Source organism: Corallococcus sp. AS-1-12 (assembly GCF_020036995.1).
In the GTDB taxonomy this organism is placed as follows: Bacteria; Myxococcota; Myxococcia; order Myxococcales; family Myxococcaceae; genus Corallococcus.
In genome coordinates this window covers 12,043-28,995 of sequence record NZ_JAIQDD010000011.1, presented here as the reverse complement: position 1 = coordinate 28,995, position 16,953 = coordinate 12,043, and the positions used below count along the sequence as shown (strand labels likewise).

At 71.5% G+C, this 16,953-nt stretch carries 15 protein-coding genes; all 15 read left to right on the top strand.

What is annotated here, in order from left to right:
* Positions 1 to 10 precede the first annotated feature (10 nt).
* From K8556_RS19390 to K8556_RS19325, 15 genes are read left to right on the top strand one after another with little or no spacing between them, the layout of a single operon-like run.
* Positions 11 to 793: a hypothetical protein gene (locus K8556_RS19390; protein WP_223741559.1), complete on the top strand. Its 783-nt coding sequence runs from the start codon at positions 11 to 13 to the stop codon at positions 791 to 793.
* Positions 727 to 963 carry a DUF6760 family protein gene (locus K8556_RS39805; RefSeq protein WP_370639948.1) on the top strand — a complete coding sequence of 79 codons (237 nt, stop codon included), beginning with the start codon at positions 727 to 729 and terminating at the stop codon, positions 961 to 963. The genes K8556_RS19390 and K8556_RS39805 overlap by 67 nt, the downstream gene beginning before the upstream one ends.
* A complete protein-coding gene (locus K8556_RS19385; protein ID WP_223741558.1) occupies positions 964 to 2,769 on the top strand; it encodes a hypothetical protein in 1,806 nt (601 codons plus the stop codon).
* Between the two features lie 12 nt (positions 2,770 to 2,781).
* Positions 2,782 to 4,794: a hypothetical protein gene (locus K8556_RS19380; protein WP_223741557.1), complete on the top strand. Its 2,013-nt coding sequence runs from the start codon at positions 2,782 to 2,784 to the stop codon at positions 4,792 to 4,794.
* Between the two features lie 22 nt (positions 4,795 to 4,816).
* Entirely contained in the window at positions 4,817 to 6,661 is a 1,845-nt protein-coding gene (locus K8556_RS19375; RefSeq protein WP_223741556.1) for a hypothetical protein, read from the top strand.
* Positions 6,662 to 6,670: 9 nt separating this feature from the next.
* Entirely contained in the window at positions 6,671 to 7,396 is a 726-nt protein-coding gene (locus K8556_RS19370) for a hypothetical protein (protein ID WP_223741555.1), read from the top strand.
* Between the two features lie 16 nt (positions 7,397 to 7,412).
* Entirely contained in the window at positions 7,413 to 7,727 is a 315-nt protein-coding gene (locus K8556_RS19365; protein ID WP_223741554.1) for a hypothetical protein, read from the top strand.
* A 1-nt stretch (position 7,728) separates the two neighbouring features.
* Positions 7,729 to 8,883, top strand: coding sequence for a phage late control D family protein (locus tag K8556_RS19360; protein ID WP_223741553.1), 1,155 nt, complete (start codon positions 7,729 to 7,731; stop codon positions 8,881 to 8,883).
* Between the two features lie 3 nt (positions 8,884 to 8,886).
* Entirely contained in the window at positions 8,887 to 9,693 is an 807-nt protein-coding gene (locus tag K8556_RS19355; protein WP_223741552.1) for a phage baseplate assembly protein V, read from the top strand.
* The gene (locus K8556_RS19350) at positions 9,694 to 10,047 is read left to right on the top strand and encodes a hypothetical protein (protein ID WP_223741551.1); all 354 of its coding nucleotides are present in this window, start codon (positions 9,694 to 9,696) and stop codon (positions 10,045 to 10,047) included. It abuts the gene before it with no gap.
* A 16-nt stretch (positions 10,048 to 10,063) separates the two neighbouring features.
* A complete protein-coding gene (locus tag K8556_RS19345) occupies positions 10,064 to 10,285 on the top strand; it encodes a hypothetical protein (protein WP_223741550.1) in 222 nt (73 codons plus the stop codon).
* A gap of 9 nt (positions 10,286 to 10,294) precedes the next feature.
* Positions 10,295 to 10,666, top strand: coding sequence for a GPW/gp25 family protein (locus tag K8556_RS19340; RefSeq protein ID WP_223741549.1), 372 nt, complete (start codon positions 10,295 to 10,297; stop codon positions 10,664 to 10,666).
* A gap of 3 nt (positions 10,667 to 10,669) precedes the next feature.
* A complete protein-coding gene (locus K8556_RS19335; RefSeq protein ID WP_223741548.1) occupies positions 10,670 to 12,277 on the top strand; it encodes a putative baseplate assembly protein in 1,608 nt (535 codons plus the stop codon).
* On the top strand, positions 12,274 to 16,374 hold the full coding sequence (locus tag K8556_RS19330) for a two-component regulator propeller domain-containing protein (protein ID WP_223741547.1): 4,101 nt from the start codon (positions 12,274 to 12,276) through the stop codon (positions 16,372 to 16,374). Before K8556_RS19335 ends, K8556_RS19330 begins: the two co-directional genes overlap by 4 nt.
* Positions 16,375 to 16,396: 22 nt before the next feature.
* A complete protein-coding gene (locus tag K8556_RS19325; RefSeq protein WP_223741546.1) occupies positions 16,397 to 16,945 on the top strand; it encodes a hypothetical protein in 549 nt (182 codons plus the stop codon).
* The last annotated feature ends 8 nt before the right edge of the window (positions 16,946 to 16,953 follow it).

The following is a 16,953-nucleotide window of genomic DNA, read 5'->3' as shown; positions in this document are numbered from 1 at the left end:
GGAGCCCGACATGAGCGCCAACCTTCCGCATTCCGGCCGCGAGGCCGAGTTCACCATGCCCATCGGCCTGACGGACGACGAGGGCCGGGTCCACAAGACCGTCGTGATCCGCAAGATGACCGGCAAGGAGGAGGCCATCCTCGCCGACCGGCGCAACCACCGGAACGGAGGCAAGCTCGTCAGCGAGCTCATCTCCAGTTGCATCGTCCGCGTGGGCGAGCTGCCCAAGAACGGCAGCGCCACCGTCGAACGGATGTACTCGGCGGACCGGAACTTCCTCCTGCTGAAGCTGCGCACCCTCACCTTCGGGCCGGAGCTCCAGGCGACGTATACCTGCGGCTCCTGCGGCGAGTCGGTGCAGGTGACGGAGGACCTGGACACCCTTCCGGTGAAGCAGCTCGAGGAGGGCGAGTCCCCCGACGAGATCGTCGTCGACCTGGTGGACGGCTACGTGGACAAGGACGGCCAGGTCCACACCGCGCTCACGCTGCGGCTGCCGCGCGGAGACGACGAGACGGCGGTGGCGCCCCAGATGCGGCAGAACGCGTCGCTGGGGAAGAACGCGCTCCTGGCGCGGTGCATGAAGTCGCTGGGCGACCTGCCCCGCCACCGGCTGGAGGCGCTCGGGCCGAAGATCCTCGCCGACCTGACCATGACGGACCGGAGGTTGATCGACCGCGCGCTGAACCAAGGCGCTCCGGGCGTGGACCTGGTGCGTGAAGTCGTCTGCGGGAGCTGCGGCGGCAGCTTCCGGGCGACCCTGGACATGACGAATTTTTTAGCACTGGCCTAGCCCAGGAAGCGCTCCGACAGGAGGTCTTCTTTCTTGCGTACCACCTCCATTGGTCCTGGGCGGAGATCATGAACCTCGAGTCCGACGAGCGCCGGGCATTCGTTCAATTGCTCATCGATCAGATCGAGCGCGAGAACGCACAACTCGAGGCTTCAAGGAGGGCGCGTTAGATGCCGATGTCGCTCCTCCTCCACGAAGTCCTGGGTCCGCTCGTCGAGGACTCGGGGCGGACGCTGTCGTTCTCCACGCTGGCCCTCGACCGCGCGCGCCGGGGGCTGACGCGACTCGATCCGTTCAACCGGCTCGTGGCGCTGGAGGAGACGCTCATCGCCCGCGCTCGCAGCGCGTTCCTGGTGCACTGGTTCGGCACGGGCCTGCCCACATCGGGGCTCGCGCTGCGCGTCTCCATCGCGAACATCGACTCCCTGCGGCGCCGCTACCAGGCGGTGCTCTCCGCCACCCGGCCGGATGACCGGGGGCTGAACCTCACGGAGCCCCTCCTGGGGCTGGTGGGAAACCTGGCGGGCTCGCTGCTCTCACCCGCCGGAGTCGTCTCCCTCACCGTGCTGGCGAGGCGACTCATCCCCACCTGGGTGCGAGTCCTGCTCTTCATCTTCGGCTGGTCGATCATTCCTGGCATCGCCGCCGCCGTCGGAGTGCTCCTGGCGCCGGGAGGACTCGGCCTGGGGGTGCTGCTGGGGGCGCGCAACGAACAGCCCGTCCGCGCCATCCACGACCTGATGGGCGCCATGGCCCGGCTCATCGAGCAGGCGAACCGGTTCATCGATCTGCTGCTCGGCCCGAGAGAGCGGATCCGCAATCCCCTGCTGAGACTGTTCCTGGAGGTCTTCGACTCGTTCGCACGGCTCATCCCGTTCGCCCTGGCGCTGGTCTCGCTGGTGATCGCGCGCGTCGGGCCGCTCATCCTCCCGCTGGCGAGGCAGGCCGCGGCACTCATCCCCCTGACGGGCGCGGTGATGACGGCGGTGCGCTCCATCTTCGAGGAGATTCCCCAGGTCCTGGAGAACGCCTTCTCCAGGAGCAGGGCCGCGCCCCTGGGACACCTGATGGCGATCCTCCAAGGCATCGGTCCCCTGCTCCACGAGGTCACGGATCGTATCAAGACCCTGCTCGAGGAAGTGGCCGCCACCCTGCCTGGAATCGGGATGCAGGTGATGGGCGCGGTGCGGACCTTCTGGGAGACGGCGCGGAGCGTGGTCACCCGCCGACTGCGAGCCCATCCGGTGATCTCCATGATGGAGACGCTGAAGACCCAGTTCGCGGAGCTCGGAACGCTGTTCGCGTCCCCTTCCACGGGCACGCCTCCGGCTTCCTCCGGAACTTCCGTGCCGGGCTGGATCACCTCGGGCATCACCTCCCTCTTCGGGCCCCCGCCTCCCACGCCCACGGCGCCGGCGCTGCCGGACCTCACCGCCCTCCAGGCGCTGATCGGCCGGCCGAGCCTGTCGCTGGACATGGCCGGCTTCACCTCCGCCTCGGAGCGGGTGTCCCCCTCGCTGCTCGACATGTTCCGCCTCTCGGACCGGGCGCGGGCGGACTTCGACCGCGCGGCCACGCCGTCCAGCGAGTTCGCCCGCGCGCGCAGGGCGCTGGCGCGCGACCTGGGCGCCCCCGTGACCGAGGTCCTCGCCCGGATCCGCACCGAGGAGCTTCCGCTCCGCCAGGCGCTGTCCTCCGTCATCGGGCGGGTGCTGCCCCCCGCCATCCGGGCCTACCTGCCGGACCTCCTGGACCTCTTCCACACGCTCGACGCGGAGCTCTACCGCCAACCGTCGGCCCCCACCCCCACCGCGTTTCCCACCCTGGATGTGCCCGAGTCACGACGGCTGCACGTCGTGGTCCGTCGAATCGAGATCCGCTCCGCCGGGAGCGATGAGCCGCACGTCGGCGTCTTCCGCGACCGTTTGGTCGAAGCCCTCCAGCGCCAGCAGTACCTGGCGCCTGTCACGCCGTAGAGGAACGCGCCGATGCCGATCTCCTGGGACCTCATCGCCGCCCTCTTCCGGACACCGCTCCGGATGCAGACGCTGGACATCACCCGCGGCCTGGAGCGGCTCGAGCGCTGGCTGGAGGCGCGGGTGAAGGGGGCGGAGGCGCTGGAGCTGAGCAGCCGTGGCTACCCCATCATCGGCTTCTACAACGGGGCGCTCACCGTCCACGTCGACGAGGTCCAGCGCGGCGCCTTGCACCGCCCGCCCGAGCGCGGCGTGGGAGCAACGCTGGCCGCCTCCGGCCAGGCGTTCGCGTCGGGGCTCGGTCGTGTGGGGCAGGCGGTCACCGAGGAAGGGCTCCTGCCCGGGCTCATCGAGCGCCTCGTCAACGTGGTGGACCTCATCGCCACGTCCATGGACCGGTCCATCCCCGCCCGCCCCGGCATGTTCGACGTGAGCGCCCGGACCGGGTCCGACCTGTTCGGACAGGTGGGGCTCCTGTTCCACACCGTCACCCGCAGCACCGGGGGACTGCTCGCCCTCGCGGGCGACCTGGGCGAAGCGAGGAACCTCCTGGGGCCAGCGTCCAGCGCCGCCGCGGCCACTCCCGAGGGTCCCGCCGCCAGCCTGCCGGAGCTGCTGGACCAGGGCTCCCGGTGGATCCTCGGGGGCATCCTCATCCTGCCCATCCTCCCCACGTGGGTGGGGCAGCTCGCGCGCGCCGGGAATGTCTTCCTCCGGAACCTGCTCCTCCAGACGTTCCAGGGCGTCGAGACCCGCGTCTTCGGGCTCCGCCGGCAGATCTTCGACGTCTTCTCGCGCGAGCTGCCCGAGCTCATCGTGTCGTCCCTGCGCATGGTCGTCGGGGTGTGGTCGGTCGTGGAGCTGCACTGGCGCTTCTACGTCCAGGTCGCGGCGGCCTACGGCGCGGACCTCATCTCCCACGTCACCACGTTCCTGAGCGGGCTCCAGGCCTTCCTCAACTACTGGATCGGAGTCGTCAACGGGATCTCCGCCGCGATCGAAGGCGTCCTGGATACCGACCTGGCGCCCTACATCGCCGTGGTGGTGCTGGGCCCGCTCGGCCTGGCGCTCGGGGGACTGGGGGCGCTTCCGACCTTCACGGTCCGCGACGCCATCGGGCTCGGGGCGAGCGCCGCCCGCAACGCCTTCCGCCTCTGGCTGACCCTGCAGATCGGCACGGCGGAGCTGGCGCTGCGCGGCGCGGGATTGGCGACCCGGGCCTTCCGGTATCTCGGCGGCCCCCTGGGCTGGTGGCTCGGCCCCAAGGCGACGCGAGGGGTGGACGCGGCGCGGTTCCGGGTCGGCGCGGCCCGCCGGCTGGTGTGGCGGCTCTTCGCCGGGGCCCAGGACCTGCCCGCGGAGACCGCTGTCCCCTTCACGCTGCCCGCCAGCTTCCCCAACGTGTTCGACGCGTTCTTCGGCCCAGGAGCCCCGGACCTCCGGGCCGCGCTCACCGGCGCGAGGACCTCCCTGGAGGAAGGGGTGAGGGGCATCCTCGGAGGCGGCGTGGCGCTGCTCACCGACCTCTCCACCACGTTCGAGCGCTCCACCGCGAGCGCGGCGACGATGGGGTCCCCGGCCCGCTGGCGCCGGATCGCCACGGGGGCGACCTCGCTGGCGGACATCGCGCTCGGCGACCAGATTGGCGAGCTGGAGTCTCGCGTCCGCGAGCGCCGTGAAGACCCCGTCGCCGCGGCCTTCGAGGGCTGGCTCACGCGCGGCGGCTTCCATGTCGTCGGGGCCGCGATTCCTCTCTACGTCGAGGAGATGGACCGCTTCTGGCGCGAGCAGTCCGCCGAGGGCCACGAGCTGACGGAGCCCCTCACCGCGACCTCCCCCCACAAGCTGGTGCGCCGGGCCGCGCTGGGGCGCGTCCGGGTGCCGGGCATCACGGTGACCGCGCCCGCGCGCCCGCCCGGAGCGGACCTGGCGAACGAGGTGGCCACCCAACTGAAGACAGCCATCGAGCAGTCCTACGTCACGGGAAGGGAGCGGCTCGCCGGACTGGCGGCGGCCGCGCACTGAGCGAGGAAGGAGGGAGCGACGCATGGAAGAAGAGATCGTCACGCAGCTCGGCCTGCTCCTCACCCAGCTCCGGTTCACCCGGCGCGCGGTGGAGGACATCGAGCGCAGCACGGCCCGCTATGGCGGCTTCACCTTCGCCACCGCGCTCGCCGCCGGGCCTCGCTTCGGCGAGCCGCCCATGGTCTCCGGCGCCCTCAAGGTCTACGTGGTGAACATCAATGACCTCGCTCCGGGCAGCGGGATTGGCGGGTTCCTCGAAGGGCTGCTGGGAGGCATCGGCCGCTTCTTCGGAGGGTTCCTCGGCGGCATCGTGGGCGGGACGATCAGCGGCGTCACGATTCCCTTCATCATCGGCCAGCTCAACCGGCTCGCGGATCGCATCGAGCACATCCTCGCGGTGCTGGGGATCGGCGCGGGTACCGCGGCGACCCCGGCGGCCACGTCCCCCGCCACGCCCACCCCCACCCCCGGCGAAGGGATGAACCTCCTGGCCACGCTGGCGCAGGTCGAGCGGGTGGTGACCACCTTCACCGCGCTCTTCCAGGCCGCGTCCACCGGCCCCGACGCGGCGGCGCGCACCTCGCCCATGCCCTCCACCCCGGGTGGCGAGCGCTGGCTGGCGATGCTCACCGCCGCCTCCGCCATCCTCACCGGCATCTCGCACGTGGTGGACGGGCTCGTGCTGCTCGTGCCGCTCGTCATCGGGGCGCTGGCGTTCGTCATCACCCGCCTGGACGACGTGAAGCTGGCCTTCATGGACATGCTCCAGTTCATCCTGCGCAACGTGCTGCTGCTGCGCGGGGTGGTGCTCACCACGCTCTTCGACACCGTGTCCGCGGCGGCCCGACTGGCGGCCAACGTCCTCGGCATCCTCGCCACCGCCGTGGGGCGCATCCTCGGCTCCATCTTCACCATGGTGGGCGCGCTCCTGGACGTCGCGGTGACGGCCATCCGCTTCATCGCCAACGGCCTGCAACGCACCATCGATGCACTGCTGCGCTGGCTGGTGGAGAGCGCCTTCGTGGTGCTCACCAAGCTGGGTGACTCGCTGGTGTTCCGGTTCATCGTGCATGTGGTGCAACTGCTCCCCTCGATCATCCCTCCTTTGTGGGAGCTGAAGTTCGGCAAGCCCTTCACGGGCCCCGCCATCACCGCGCCTCCCATCGCGCCCCCCTCGTTACCCGGAGGCCCGGGAGCGCCCCTCCCGGCGTTCCCCGACCTCGCGACCATCATCGCGCCTGCCGCGACGGTCTTCAGCGACAGCGTGAGGACGGCCGCGGGCACCATCACCTCCGAGATGACTGACATCCTCGGCTCCGCGAGCGGCGCGCTGTCCGGGCTCAGCGGCTCGCTGGACGCAGCCGCCGCCCGGGAGGCCCGGGCCGCCGACCGGCTCGGCGACCACTACCGCACCGTCCGCGACCGCTCCCGGGACTTCGCCGCCGCGCTGACGCCCGCGGTGGAGGCCTCCCGGCGCGAGCCCGCCACCGGCTTCGAGGCCATTGCCCGGGCCTATGAGAGCTGGCTGGGCACCGGCGGCCTCGACACGCTGCTGGGCACCATCACCGAGCACTTCCGCCACGGGCCCACGTCCGGCACCGCGGCCACCAGCTCCCTGCCGGGCGCGGTGACCGCAGGCGCCGTCGGCGACCGCCCCCGAGCGACCATCGAGATCGACGCCATCACCATCCAGATCGCCCCGCCCGCCACGGGCGCCGCCCCCTCGACGGGCGCGACCAGCAGCGTCTCCTCCGTCTCCATCGAGACGCCGGAGCTCTCCGTCGCCTCGCTCACCGAGCTGTTCCACGAGCTGGAGGAGCGAGGCTGGAACCCCGCGCTCGGCCCGCTCGTCACCCAGGTCACCTAGGAGGACTCCATGCCAGAGCGCTCGACCGGATACCTCGCCAGCCTGATCAACTTCCCGCCCCTCATCTTCCGCTTCCAGTTCAACCCGGAGATGTTGCAGGAGAAGAAGACCTACAAGTACCAGGAGGCCAACGGCTTCGGGCAGTGGGGCGCTGATCAATTCGCCGCCGCGACCGGGTTCTTCTCCAGTCTCGGGGGGCTCAACAAGGACGTGAAGGAGATTGGCGCGCTCCTGGCCAACACCAAGCCATTGGAGCCGGTGGAGGGAGAGCAACGGACGTTCGCGCTGGACTTCAAGCTCAACGCGACCATGCCGGGGCCCCTGGATGGGAGCCAGCACTACGCCGACCTCTCCCATCCGGAGCGGGGAAGCCTCGAGCCGGATCTGGCGCTGCTCCGCTCGTTCATGAACCCCTCGTGGGACATCATCGACGTGGGCAAGGCGCTGGCCGGCAGTCCCTCGTGCTGGAAGCGCCCGCCGGAGTGCTCGCTCATCTACGGGGGGCTGTCGGTCACCTGCGTGATGACCGACCTCAACATCAAGATGGTGGAGTTCTTCGACGACGGGAAGCCGAGCCGCGCCGACGTCACCGTCTCGCTCAAGGAGCAGACGTTCTCCGCCGGCCCCGTCGTTGACTACTTCAAGCGGGCCTTCGACGTCGGGCGCAGCTACGTGCGGCCGGGCATCGGCACCGACTTCGCCGCGGTGACCCCCATCGTCAACCTCTTCGTGTGACCGCGGAGCACCGACCATGCCCGTCACCAGCCGCTCCCGCTACTTCAACCAGCCCGTGAACCGGGTGCTCGATTCCTCCGGCGAGGAGCACGAGGCCATCGCGATCCGCCCGGCACCTCCTCCCGCGCCTTCGGGTGAGTCCCAGCACCTGATGTCGGGGCTGGAGAGCATCGAGTACCTGGCCTGGCGCTACTTCGGCACCAGCGATAGCTGGTGGCGCATCGCGGACGCCAACCCGCTCAAGTTCCCGCTCGACCTCTTCCCCGGCTCGAAGGTGACCATCCCCTCCTCGGCCGACGTCGGCCGGATGCAGCGGACGAGGAAGGTGTGACGTGGCGGATCCAACGCCCTTCATCAGCGTGCTGTGGCAAGGCGGGGAGATTGGCGGAATGGTCCAATCCGTCAACGTCGAGGACCACGACCGCCTCATCGACCGCGTCCGCATCGTCGTGGACGACCCCCGCGAGATCGCCGGGCACATCGTCGACGTGGGCCAGACCCTCAAGGTGGACCTCGGGTGGTCTGACGACCACGCCGTCATCTTCGAGGGCGTCGTCACCCGCGCCGTCCCCGAGGTGACCGGTGGCCGCCGCCGGGTGACCCTCACCGCGCTGGACTTCAGCGTGCGGCTGCGGCGCCACGAGCGGCCCAGCGAGGATCCTCCGTATCGCGGCAAGCTGAGCGAGATCATCCGCACCATCGTCAGCGCCCAGGACTACGGCTTCGTCGTCAGCGCGGACAACATCAAGCCCGACCCCGACCCCGAATACACCGAGGACAACGAGCTGCCGCGCCGCTCCGGCATCAACGACTGGGACTTCCTCCAGCAGCTCGCCGTGGAGCACGACTGCCGCGCCTTCGTCGAGTACAACGAGGGCGCCTCGAAGTTCTACTTCGTGCCCACGCGCACCCTGCTGAACGGCGAGCCGATGGGGAAGCTGCACCAGTGCCCCGGCTTCACCGAGCTGCTGGACTTCCGCTACCAGCGCATCGCGTCCGGCGCGGCCCCCGCCTACACGACCAGCACCGTGGACCCCTCCACCGGCCAGGCGGTGAGCACCCACGCGACGCCTCCCGACCCGGTGGCGCCGCCCTCCGCCAGCGCCGACGTGCGCTCCCGCCTGTCGGAGGTCAGCGACTCGGACGCGATGGCCTACGACGCCGGCATCGAGGCGGCGGGGCGCGCGACCCGTTCGCCCACGGAGCAGGTGCCCCAGCTCTTCCTCCCCGGGCTCCCCTCGGACCCGGCGCTGGCCGAGCGGCTGGTGCGCAGGGACCCGACGCGCGTGCTCGGCCTCGTGGGCGAGGGCACCGCGCGCGGCACCGTCCGCTTCCGCGCCAAGGGGCGCCTCACCCTGGAGGGCATCTCCGCCTGGGCCGAGGGCGACTGGTACGTCGCCCGCGTCAACCACGTCTTCACCCGCACCTCGAGCGCCAGAGAGCCGTTCTCCGGCACCTACCGCACCCGTTTCGTCGCCACCCGCTGAGCCATGATCCTCAACGACGACCTCCGACGCCACGCGGGCAAGTTCTACGGCAAGTACGCCGGCGAGGTGACCGACAACGACGACCCCCTGAAGCAGGGACGTGTGCGCGTGCGCGTGCCCTCCATCTTCCAGGACAGCGCGTCCGTCTGGGCGCGGCCCTGCTTCACGTCAGGGCACTTCTTCGTGCCTCCCGTGGGCGCGAAGGTGTGGGTGGAGTTCGAGGCCGGCGACACCCGCTATCCGCTGTGGGTGGGCACCTGGTACCCGCCCGACACGGTGGTCGCGCCCGCCCAGCAGTCCCCGCCCGACACGCGCGTCATCCACACGCCCTCGGGACACACCGTCGAGTTCTGGGACGCGGACGGGGAGGAGAAGATCGTCATCAAGCACAAGGACGCGTCCTTCGTCGCGCTGGACAAGGACGGCGGCGTGCTCGTGTCCAACAAGAACGGCTCGCACCTGTTCCTGGACGCCAAGGAGGGCAAGGCCACCTTCATGGAGGAGCACGGCAACCTGCTCACCTTCAGCAACGACGGCGCGGTGATGGTGGGCAAGGACGGCGCCATGGTGGAGCTGAAGGGTGACACCGCGCACCTCATGGCCACCAACATCATCCTCCAGGGGACGACGGTGGCGTTGGGCGCCAACGCCGCGGAGCCCACCATCCTGGGCCAGACGTTCGCCCAGATGTGGAACCTCTTCATCGCCCACACCCACGCGACCGCGGTGGGCCCCAGCGGCCCTCCCGTGCCGCTGCCCGGACCGCTCGCGCCCGGAATGGGGCTGACCAGCTCGGTGGTGGTGAAGTGAATGAGCCTCTGCGACTTCCCAGCGCCGCCGCCGCTGTCGGTTCCGCTGCCCGCGCTGCCGGGACTGCCGGCCATTCCCGCCATCCCGTCGCTGCCTTCGCTCCCGCGGCCCCCGCCACTGCCCGCGCCGCCGCCGCTGCCCGCCCTCTCCGTGCCGCTGCCCGCGCTGCCGGGACTGCCGGCCATTCCCGCCATCCCGTCGCTGCCTTCGCTCCCGCAGCTTCCGCCACTGCCCGCGCCGCCGCCGCTGCCCACCCTCTCCGCGCCACTGCCCGCGCTGCCCGGGCTGCCCTCCCTCCCCGCACTCCCCGCCCTGCCCTCGTTGCCAGACCTGCCGCCCTGTCCCATCGACTGAGGAGTGCCCCTCCACCATGGCCCTCAACAAGACGACGCTCGCCGCGAAGCTCAAGGACACCTTCAAACGGGCCAGGGATGAGTCCTGGTCCAGCGACCAGGTCGCGGACGGACTGGCCTCCGCCTTCGACGAGTACGTCCGCGCCGCGGACGTCGTCTCGGTGCAGGTCACGGTGCGCAACACGTCCAACGTCGTGATTGGCACGGGAACGCAGAGCAACACCGGCAAGCTTCAGTGAGGTCTCACCATGCTTGATGACATCCGTGGTTTCGGCTTTCCCTTCCGCATCGACTCCCAGACAGGCGGCGTCTCCTGGGCGCAGGGCGACCAGAAGATCCGCCAGAACGTGATGCTCATCATCGGCACGCGGCGCGGCGAGCGGCCCATGCTGCGGGAGTTCGGCAGCCAGCTCCACGCGCTGACGCAGAGCCCGAACGACCAGGCGCTGGCGGAGCTCATCCGCACCCAGGCCCGGCACGCGCTGCTGCAATGGGAGCCGCGCGTCGTCATCGCTGACGCGACGGTCGCGCAGACGGAGGACACGCTCCACCTGCGCCTGAACTACTTCCACACCAACGAGCCGGCCTCCGGCGCGCAGATCACCTTCCCGATCGGGTGAGCCATGGCCGCCGCGTCCGTTCCCGTCGACTACACCAACAAGGACTACGCCTCGCTCCGGCAGGCGCTGCTGGAGCTGGCGCGCTACCGCCTGCCGGAGTGGACCGACCGCTCACCGGCGGACCTGGGCGTCCTGCTGGTGGACCTGTTCTCGTACATGGGCGACGTGGTCCTGTACTACCAGGACCGCATCGCAGCGGAGAGCTTCCTCCACACCGCGTCGGAGCGCCGGAGCGTGATGCACCTGCTCCGCCTCCTCGCCTACGAGCTGGCCCCGCCCGCGCCCGCCTCGGCGGACCTGCGGATCACCTTCCGTCCGCCCACCGGGTCGCCCGTGGTGACCCTCGCGAACGGCACCCAGTTCTCGGCGCGCGGCGCCTCCGGGGAGCTCCTCTTCGAGTACCTGGGGCCGACGTTCACCATCGACCTGAACTCGGACCAGGTGCAGGTCATCGCTGGCGGCAAGCGCGTCTATGACGGGCTCCCGGTCACCCAGAGCGCGTCCGGCGCGTCGGAGATCCTCGGCTCGTCCACGGGCGAGCCGAACCAGTCGTTCCCGCTGGCCCGCTCGCCCCTCATCCTCGACTCGCTGGTGGTGGAGGTGAACGAGGGCGGCGCCGGCTGGGTGCGGTGGGACCGGCGCGAGAGCCTGCTCTACAACGACTCCGGCGACGGCCGCCCCAGCCTCTCCACGCCGGAGTCGCGCCACTACTACGTCCAGTTCGACGAGGAGGACCGCGCGAGCGTGCGCTTCGGCGACGGCGTCTACGGGCGGCGCCCGCCCGCGGGGGTGAACAACCTCCGCGCCACGTACCGCGTGGGAGGCGGCGCGGCGGGCAACGTGCCCGCGGGGGCCATCTCCCGGGTCCGCAGCTCAGGTCTGGCGCAGTGGGTGGACTCCGTCACCAACCTCCTGCCGGCCGCGGGAGGCACCGACCACGAGTCGCTCGCGGACGCGATCCGCTTCGGCCCGCTGGCGTTCCGCTCCGGCCAGCGCGCCGTCACCCTGGACGACTACGTGGTGCAGGCCCACCGCGCCGGAGGCGTGGCCAAGGTTCGCGCCCGCAGCCGGGGCTGGAACGTGGTGGAGCTGTACGTGGCGCCCGAGGGCACCACCGTGCGCCCGGTCCCCGAGGACCTGCGGCGGCGGCTCATCGCGTACTTCGAGGCCAAGCGGATGGCGGGCACGTTCGTGGACGTGCTCGACGCCACCTTCGTGCCCATCGACCTGAGCGCGGACGTCGTCTTCGACCGCCACTTCCATGGAGACGCCGTCCGCCAGGCCGTCGAGGCCGCGGTGAGGGACGTGCTGGCGTTCGACAACGTGGACTTCGGTCAGTCCATCTACCTGAGCGACCTCTACGCGCGCATCGAGGCAGTGCCCGGCGTCCAGGCGGTGACCCTCACCCGCTTCCTCCGGCACGAAGCCCGGACGGAGGACCTGGACGTGAAGCTGCGAGAGGCGTCGTTGCCGCCCCTGGATCAGCTCCCGGAGTTCGTCCGCAAGGGGCTCCTGGTGGACGTGGTGCCGGACGGCCGCATCGACGTCGGTGAGTTCGAGATCGCCGGTCTGGGTGAGCTGAAGGTCCGCATGCAGGAGGCCGTCCGGTGAAAATCGTCGGATTCCAGGCGCGGGGGGACCTGGTCGGCCGGCGCGTCCGCGTGTCCTGGGAGTTCTGGCCCGAGGAGGGCGAGACGCTGGCCAGCGTGCCTCGCGTCATCCTCCGGCGGAAGCACCGCGACTTCGAGTACGTCCTCACGACGCCGGCCGCCTACCTCGTCTATGACAGCGGCGACTTTCCGCCCGCGGATCCGCTCGCGCTCGTCACGGAGCTGCCAGGCTGGGAGGAGCGGCGGGACGACGGCACGCGCCAGGTGGTGACGGCCCTGTCCGTGGCCCGCTCCATCAGCGGCCGGAACGTGGAGGTGACGCGCCGCACGCTGCGGCAGGTGCTCGCCGAGGACGGCCGCGCGCTGCGACAGCAGGTGGAGATCCTCGACCTGGGAGGGCAGCCCGAAGCCCTGCTGCCGGGGGAGCCCTGCTACTACCAGCTCTTCAGTCCGGCGCTCCCCGCGGACGCGCCGCCGGAGCCCTACCGCGCCACCGCCACGCCCGCCGAGAACCACGGCATGGGCCGCACGCTCTACGAGATGCTGCCGCAGATCTACCGGCGGCACGACGTGGTGACGCGTCCGAGCACGTCCGGCGACGACACCGTCCCGGAGATGGCCGGCCGCTCCGGTCAGCTCCGCCGCATGGTGGACCTGTTCGGCACGGCGCTCAGCGCCCTGCGCTCCAGCGCGGAGGGCCTGCGGCAACTGCACGACGTGGACGCGGTGGACGCGCGCTTCCTTCCGCTGCTCGCCAAATGGCTGGGCTGGGAGCTGGACCAGGCGGCGAGCGCCGCGCGGCACCGCAATGAGATCAAGACGGCCGCGAAGCTGTACCCCACCATCGGCACCCTTCCCGGCCTCCGGGCCCTGGTGACGCAGTACACCGGCTGGTCGAGCCAGGTGGTGGAGTTCGCCCAGCAGGTCGTCCGCTCCAATCAGGCGCCCCGGTACAACCTGTTCGCCTCGGTGGAGCGCGGCGGACAGTGGTGCGGAGCGGATGACGCCTCGCCCCTGCTCGGCTTCAATCCCGGCAACGACGACGTCTCGGGGACGGGCACCACCGCCGCCCAGCTCCTTGGCACGGCCGCCGAGCCCTTCGCGCTCCATCCCGGCGCCTGCCTGACGCTCGCGGTGGATGGCGGACTGCCCTCCACGGTGCGCTTCGCGTCCGGGGACTTCGCCAATCTCGCGGCGGCCACGGCCGCCGAGGTCGCCGCCGCGCTCACCGCCACGCATGATCAGCTCATCGCCACGGCGTCCGGCGGCCGGGTGCTGCTGGCGACCAAGAGCGTGGGCCCGTCATCCGCGCTGCGGGTGCTGCACGAGACCCGCTCCCTGCTGTCCCTGGAGGGCGCGCCCGCGGGCCGCCTGAGCACCTTCCAGCAGGCCGGGCGCGGCTACCTCTTCTTCGAAGCCCGGGACGCCGCGGCGCCACCCGAGCGCCCCCAGTTGATGTCGGTGGGCCCCCAGTCCACGACGCCACGGGAGACGGCGCGCGAGACGCCGGGGAGGTTGCTCTACAAGACGCGCGTGGACGACGCGTGGCGGAGCGCGCGCGTGGCGCCTGGAACCAGCACGGTCTCCCGGGGAGCCCCCGCCGCGGCGCCGCTGCCGGACGGCCGCGTCCTGCTCTCCTGGCTCGAGTCGCCGGAGGCCAACGAGGCCCGGCACCGCTTCGCCCTGGGGCGACCGCGCGCCGCGAGCCCGGCCCGGCTCCATGGCACGCGCCGAGGCCCCTTCGTGCTGACGCCGGGGACCCGCGTCCACGTGGCCACCAGCGCGGGCGGGCCCGAGGCCTTCACCGTCGTCGCGTCGGATTACGCCAACCCGGCGGCGGCCACGGCGAACGAGGTCGCCACGGCGGTGGCCTCGCAACTCTCCCGCGCCAGGGCGGTGGTCGAGGCGGATGGCACGCTCCGCCTGGAGACGCTCGCGACGGGCGGCGCGGCGACGCTCCAGGTCGACCTGGCCCAGTCCACCGCGGCGCGAGCGCTGGGCTTCGGCCCGGGAGCGGCGGGCCCGGCGCGCGGCGACTTCGACGACGAGCTCGACTGGAGCGCGGAGGGCTGGCTGCCCACGGTCAGCCCGGGACGCCACGCGCATCTAACGGCGGCCTGGGATGACACCGTGAGCGGGTTGCGCCTCGCGTGGGCCGGCCACCGGGGCCTGCCCTGGAAGGTGTGGCTCGCGCTCTGGACGGGCCGCTCGGCCATCGCCACGGCGGGCGGCGTCGCCCTGCGCTCCGAGACGGGGGCAATCACTCTCCTGTCCACCGCGCAGGGACTTCCGTCCAATGACATCCGCGCGACCGCGCTCGACGCGGACGGGACCTGGGCCATCGCCACGGCGAGCGGCGCCGTGCTTCGCAAGGTCAACCTCACGGCGGTGGTGCTCAACACCGGCGCCGGACTTCCCTCCAATGACATCCGCGACGTGGGCTTCGAGCCGGGTGGCGGGCTCTGGATGGCCACCGCGGCGGGCGCCGTGCTCCGGCGGGCCGATGGAGGCCTCCTGGTCCTCACCACGGTCCAGGGACTGCCCTCCAACGACGTGCGCCGCGTGACCATCGACCCGGACGGAGGGGTGTGGTTGGCCACCTGGGGGGGCCTCGTGCGGCGCCACCCGGAGGGCGCGCTCACCGTCTGGACCTCGGCCAACAGCGGCCTGCCGTCCTCCAACATCATGGCGGTGGCGCTCGCCGCGAACGGTGTCCCCTGGGTGGCCACCGTCTCCGGCCTGAGCATCCTCCGCGACGGCGTCGTCGAGCCGGTCAGCGGACCTCCGCCACCGGCGGTCCGGGCCATCGCGTTCGACTCCCGGGACGCGGTGCTGTTGGCCACGGCCTCCGGGCTCGCCATCCGGAGCGGCGACGGGCCCTGGGTGGTCTCCGGCACCGCGGAGGGCCTTCCCTCCAACGACATCCGCTCCGTCTGGTGCTCGCCGACCGGAGAGACATGGGTGGCCACGGCGGCGGGCGCGGCGGTGCGAGGGGCGACCGGAAGCTGGCGCAGGGTCGGCACCACCGAGGGCCTCCCCTCCCTGGACGTGCGCCACTTCTCCGGCGTGTGGTCCACGCCGCGCGTGGCCGCCGCCGGCGGAGCGGCCAACGTCGAGCCCTCGCTGGTGGTCGACTCGCAGGCACGCGCATGGCTGCTCTGGAGCCAGCGGCAGGGCCTGGACGCGAACGACAACTGGACCCTGCGGCAGCGGCGCTTCAATGCCTCGACGCTGGCCTGGGAGGCGGAGGCGGCGCTCACCACGACCCCGGTGGGAGGGCGCGCCGCCGACCGCGAACCCGGCGCGCTTCCTGGCGCCGCGGGCGCGCTGCGCGTGTTCTTCCGCTCCGACCGCTCGGGAGGCGACGGGCTGCACTGGCTCACGGTGTCCTCGACCGGCACGCCGGGCGCGCTCAACGCGCTGCCCGCGGACATGGCGAGGGACCAGGCCCCCATGCCGCTCCTCTTCCCGGACGGCACGACGTGGCTCGGCTTCCGGAGCGACCGCGGCGTCGCGCTCGCACAAGCCGAAGCGCCTCCACCGGCCTTCTCACCGGCCCGCTCCGCGCGCCTCCCGGACCCGGGCTCGCTGCGCAGGTACGCGGCCTCCACGACCGTGACGGTGGACGACGTCGTTCGCAACCGCGAGCGCCGCGCCTTCGGAGACCTGCTCTCCTACACCCCCCAGAAGCCCCGCGGCGTCCCGGACGAGCCGCTGACGGACGACGACCTCTACACGCGCGGCACGCTGGGCCTGTTCCTGAGCCGCGGCCGGGTCGGCAATGAGATCACCGGCGACGAGGTGGAGCGGCTGCGCTCGCTGCTGGCGCGCTTCCTGCCCATCAACGCGCGGGCGGTGGTCATCGTCCGGCCGGAGCCGGTCGTGGAGCTGCTCTACCCCGCGGGCGCGGACATCGTGGAGAGCTACGCGGACAACCACCCGATGGTCGAGGCCTATCCGGTCCCCATCACCGACTCGACGTCCGCCGTGCTGCCCGGCTGGGGCGTCCTGCACTCCAACCATGTCGATGAAGTGTCGGTGGACTCCACCGACCCCACCACGCTCCGGCGGCGCACCTGGTACCGGCCGCCGGAATGACAGCACCGAGGAGACCACCCGAATGAGTCTCGTGGAGAACCCCGCCGAGGGGCTGAAGGGGATGTTCAGGGACGTACTGCGCGATGCCCGGGGCGAGGTGCTCTGGGATCGCGGCTGGAAGAACAACGCCATCGTGGGCGACTGCCGGCGCGTGCTGGCGGGCTTCCTCGCGGGCACTCCCACCACCACGCTCGGCATCAAGGGGCTGGCCGTGGGAGCGGGGCTCGCCGCGTGGGACGCCGCGGGGCCTCCGCCAGCCACTCCCGCGCAGACGGCGCTGGTGGATCCGAACGCCTACGTGGTCCCGAATCCGGGGAGCGCGTTCCAGATCAACTTCCTGGATGGCGGCACCATCACCACGACCCCCACCAACCGGCTGCAGATCAAGGTGACGCTGGGCCCCAACGTCCCGCCCTGGCCGGACGCGAACCACACCACGTCGGCGCTCCGGGAGTTCGGTCTGGTGGCGCGGCTCAACGGCGTGGACGTGCTGCTCAACTACGTCACGCACCTGGTCATCAACAAGGATCCCGCCAGCACGCTGGAGCGGACCATCTGGCTCGTCTTCTGAACCGAGGC

Coding starts and splice junctions, on each gene's coding strand:
- K8556_RS19340 (WP_223741549.1), top strand. CDS start 10,295: ATGCTTGATGACATCCGTGGTTTCGGCTTTCCCTTCCGCATCGACTCC.
- K8556_RS19375 (WP_223741556.1), top strand. CDS start 4,817: ATGGAAGAAGAGATCGTCACGCAGCTCGGCCTGCTCCTCACCCAGCTC.
- K8556_RS19350 (WP_223741551.1), top strand. CDS start 9,694: ATGAGCCTCTGCGACTTCCCAGCGCCGCCGCCGCTGTCGGTTCCGCTG.
- K8556_RS19355 (WP_223741552.1), top strand. CDS start 8,887: ATGATCCTCAACGACGACCTCCGACGCCACGCGGGCAAGTTCTACGGC.
- K8556_RS19390 (WP_223741559.1), top strand. CDS start 11: ATGAGCGCCAACCTTCCGCATTCCGGCCGCGAGGCCGAGTTCACCATG.
- K8556_RS19335 (WP_223741548.1), top strand. CDS start 10,670: ATGGCCGCCGCGTCCGTTCCCGTCGACTACACCAACAAGGACTACGCC.
- K8556_RS19380 (WP_223741557.1), top strand. CDS start 2,782: ATGCCGATCTCCTGGGACCTCATCGCCGCCCTCTTCCGGACACCGCTC.
- K8556_RS19365 (WP_223741554.1), top strand. CDS start 7,413: ATGCCCGTCACCAGCCGCTCCCGCTACTTCAACCAGCCCGTGAACCGG.
- K8556_RS19325 (WP_223741546.1), top strand. CDS start 16,397: ATGAGTCTCGTGGAGAACCCCGCCGAGGGGCTGAAGGGGATGTTCAGG.
- K8556_RS19385 (WP_223741558.1), top strand. CDS start 964: ATGCCGATGTCGCTCCTCCTCCACGAAGTCCTGGGTCCGCTCGTCGAG.
- K8556_RS19370 (WP_223741555.1), top strand. CDS start 6,671: ATGCCAGAGCGCTCGACCGGATACCTCGCCAGCCTGATCAACTTCCCG.
- K8556_RS19345 (WP_223741550.1), top strand. CDS start 10,064: ATGGCCCTCAACAAGACGACGCTCGCCGCGAAGCTCAAGGACACCTTC.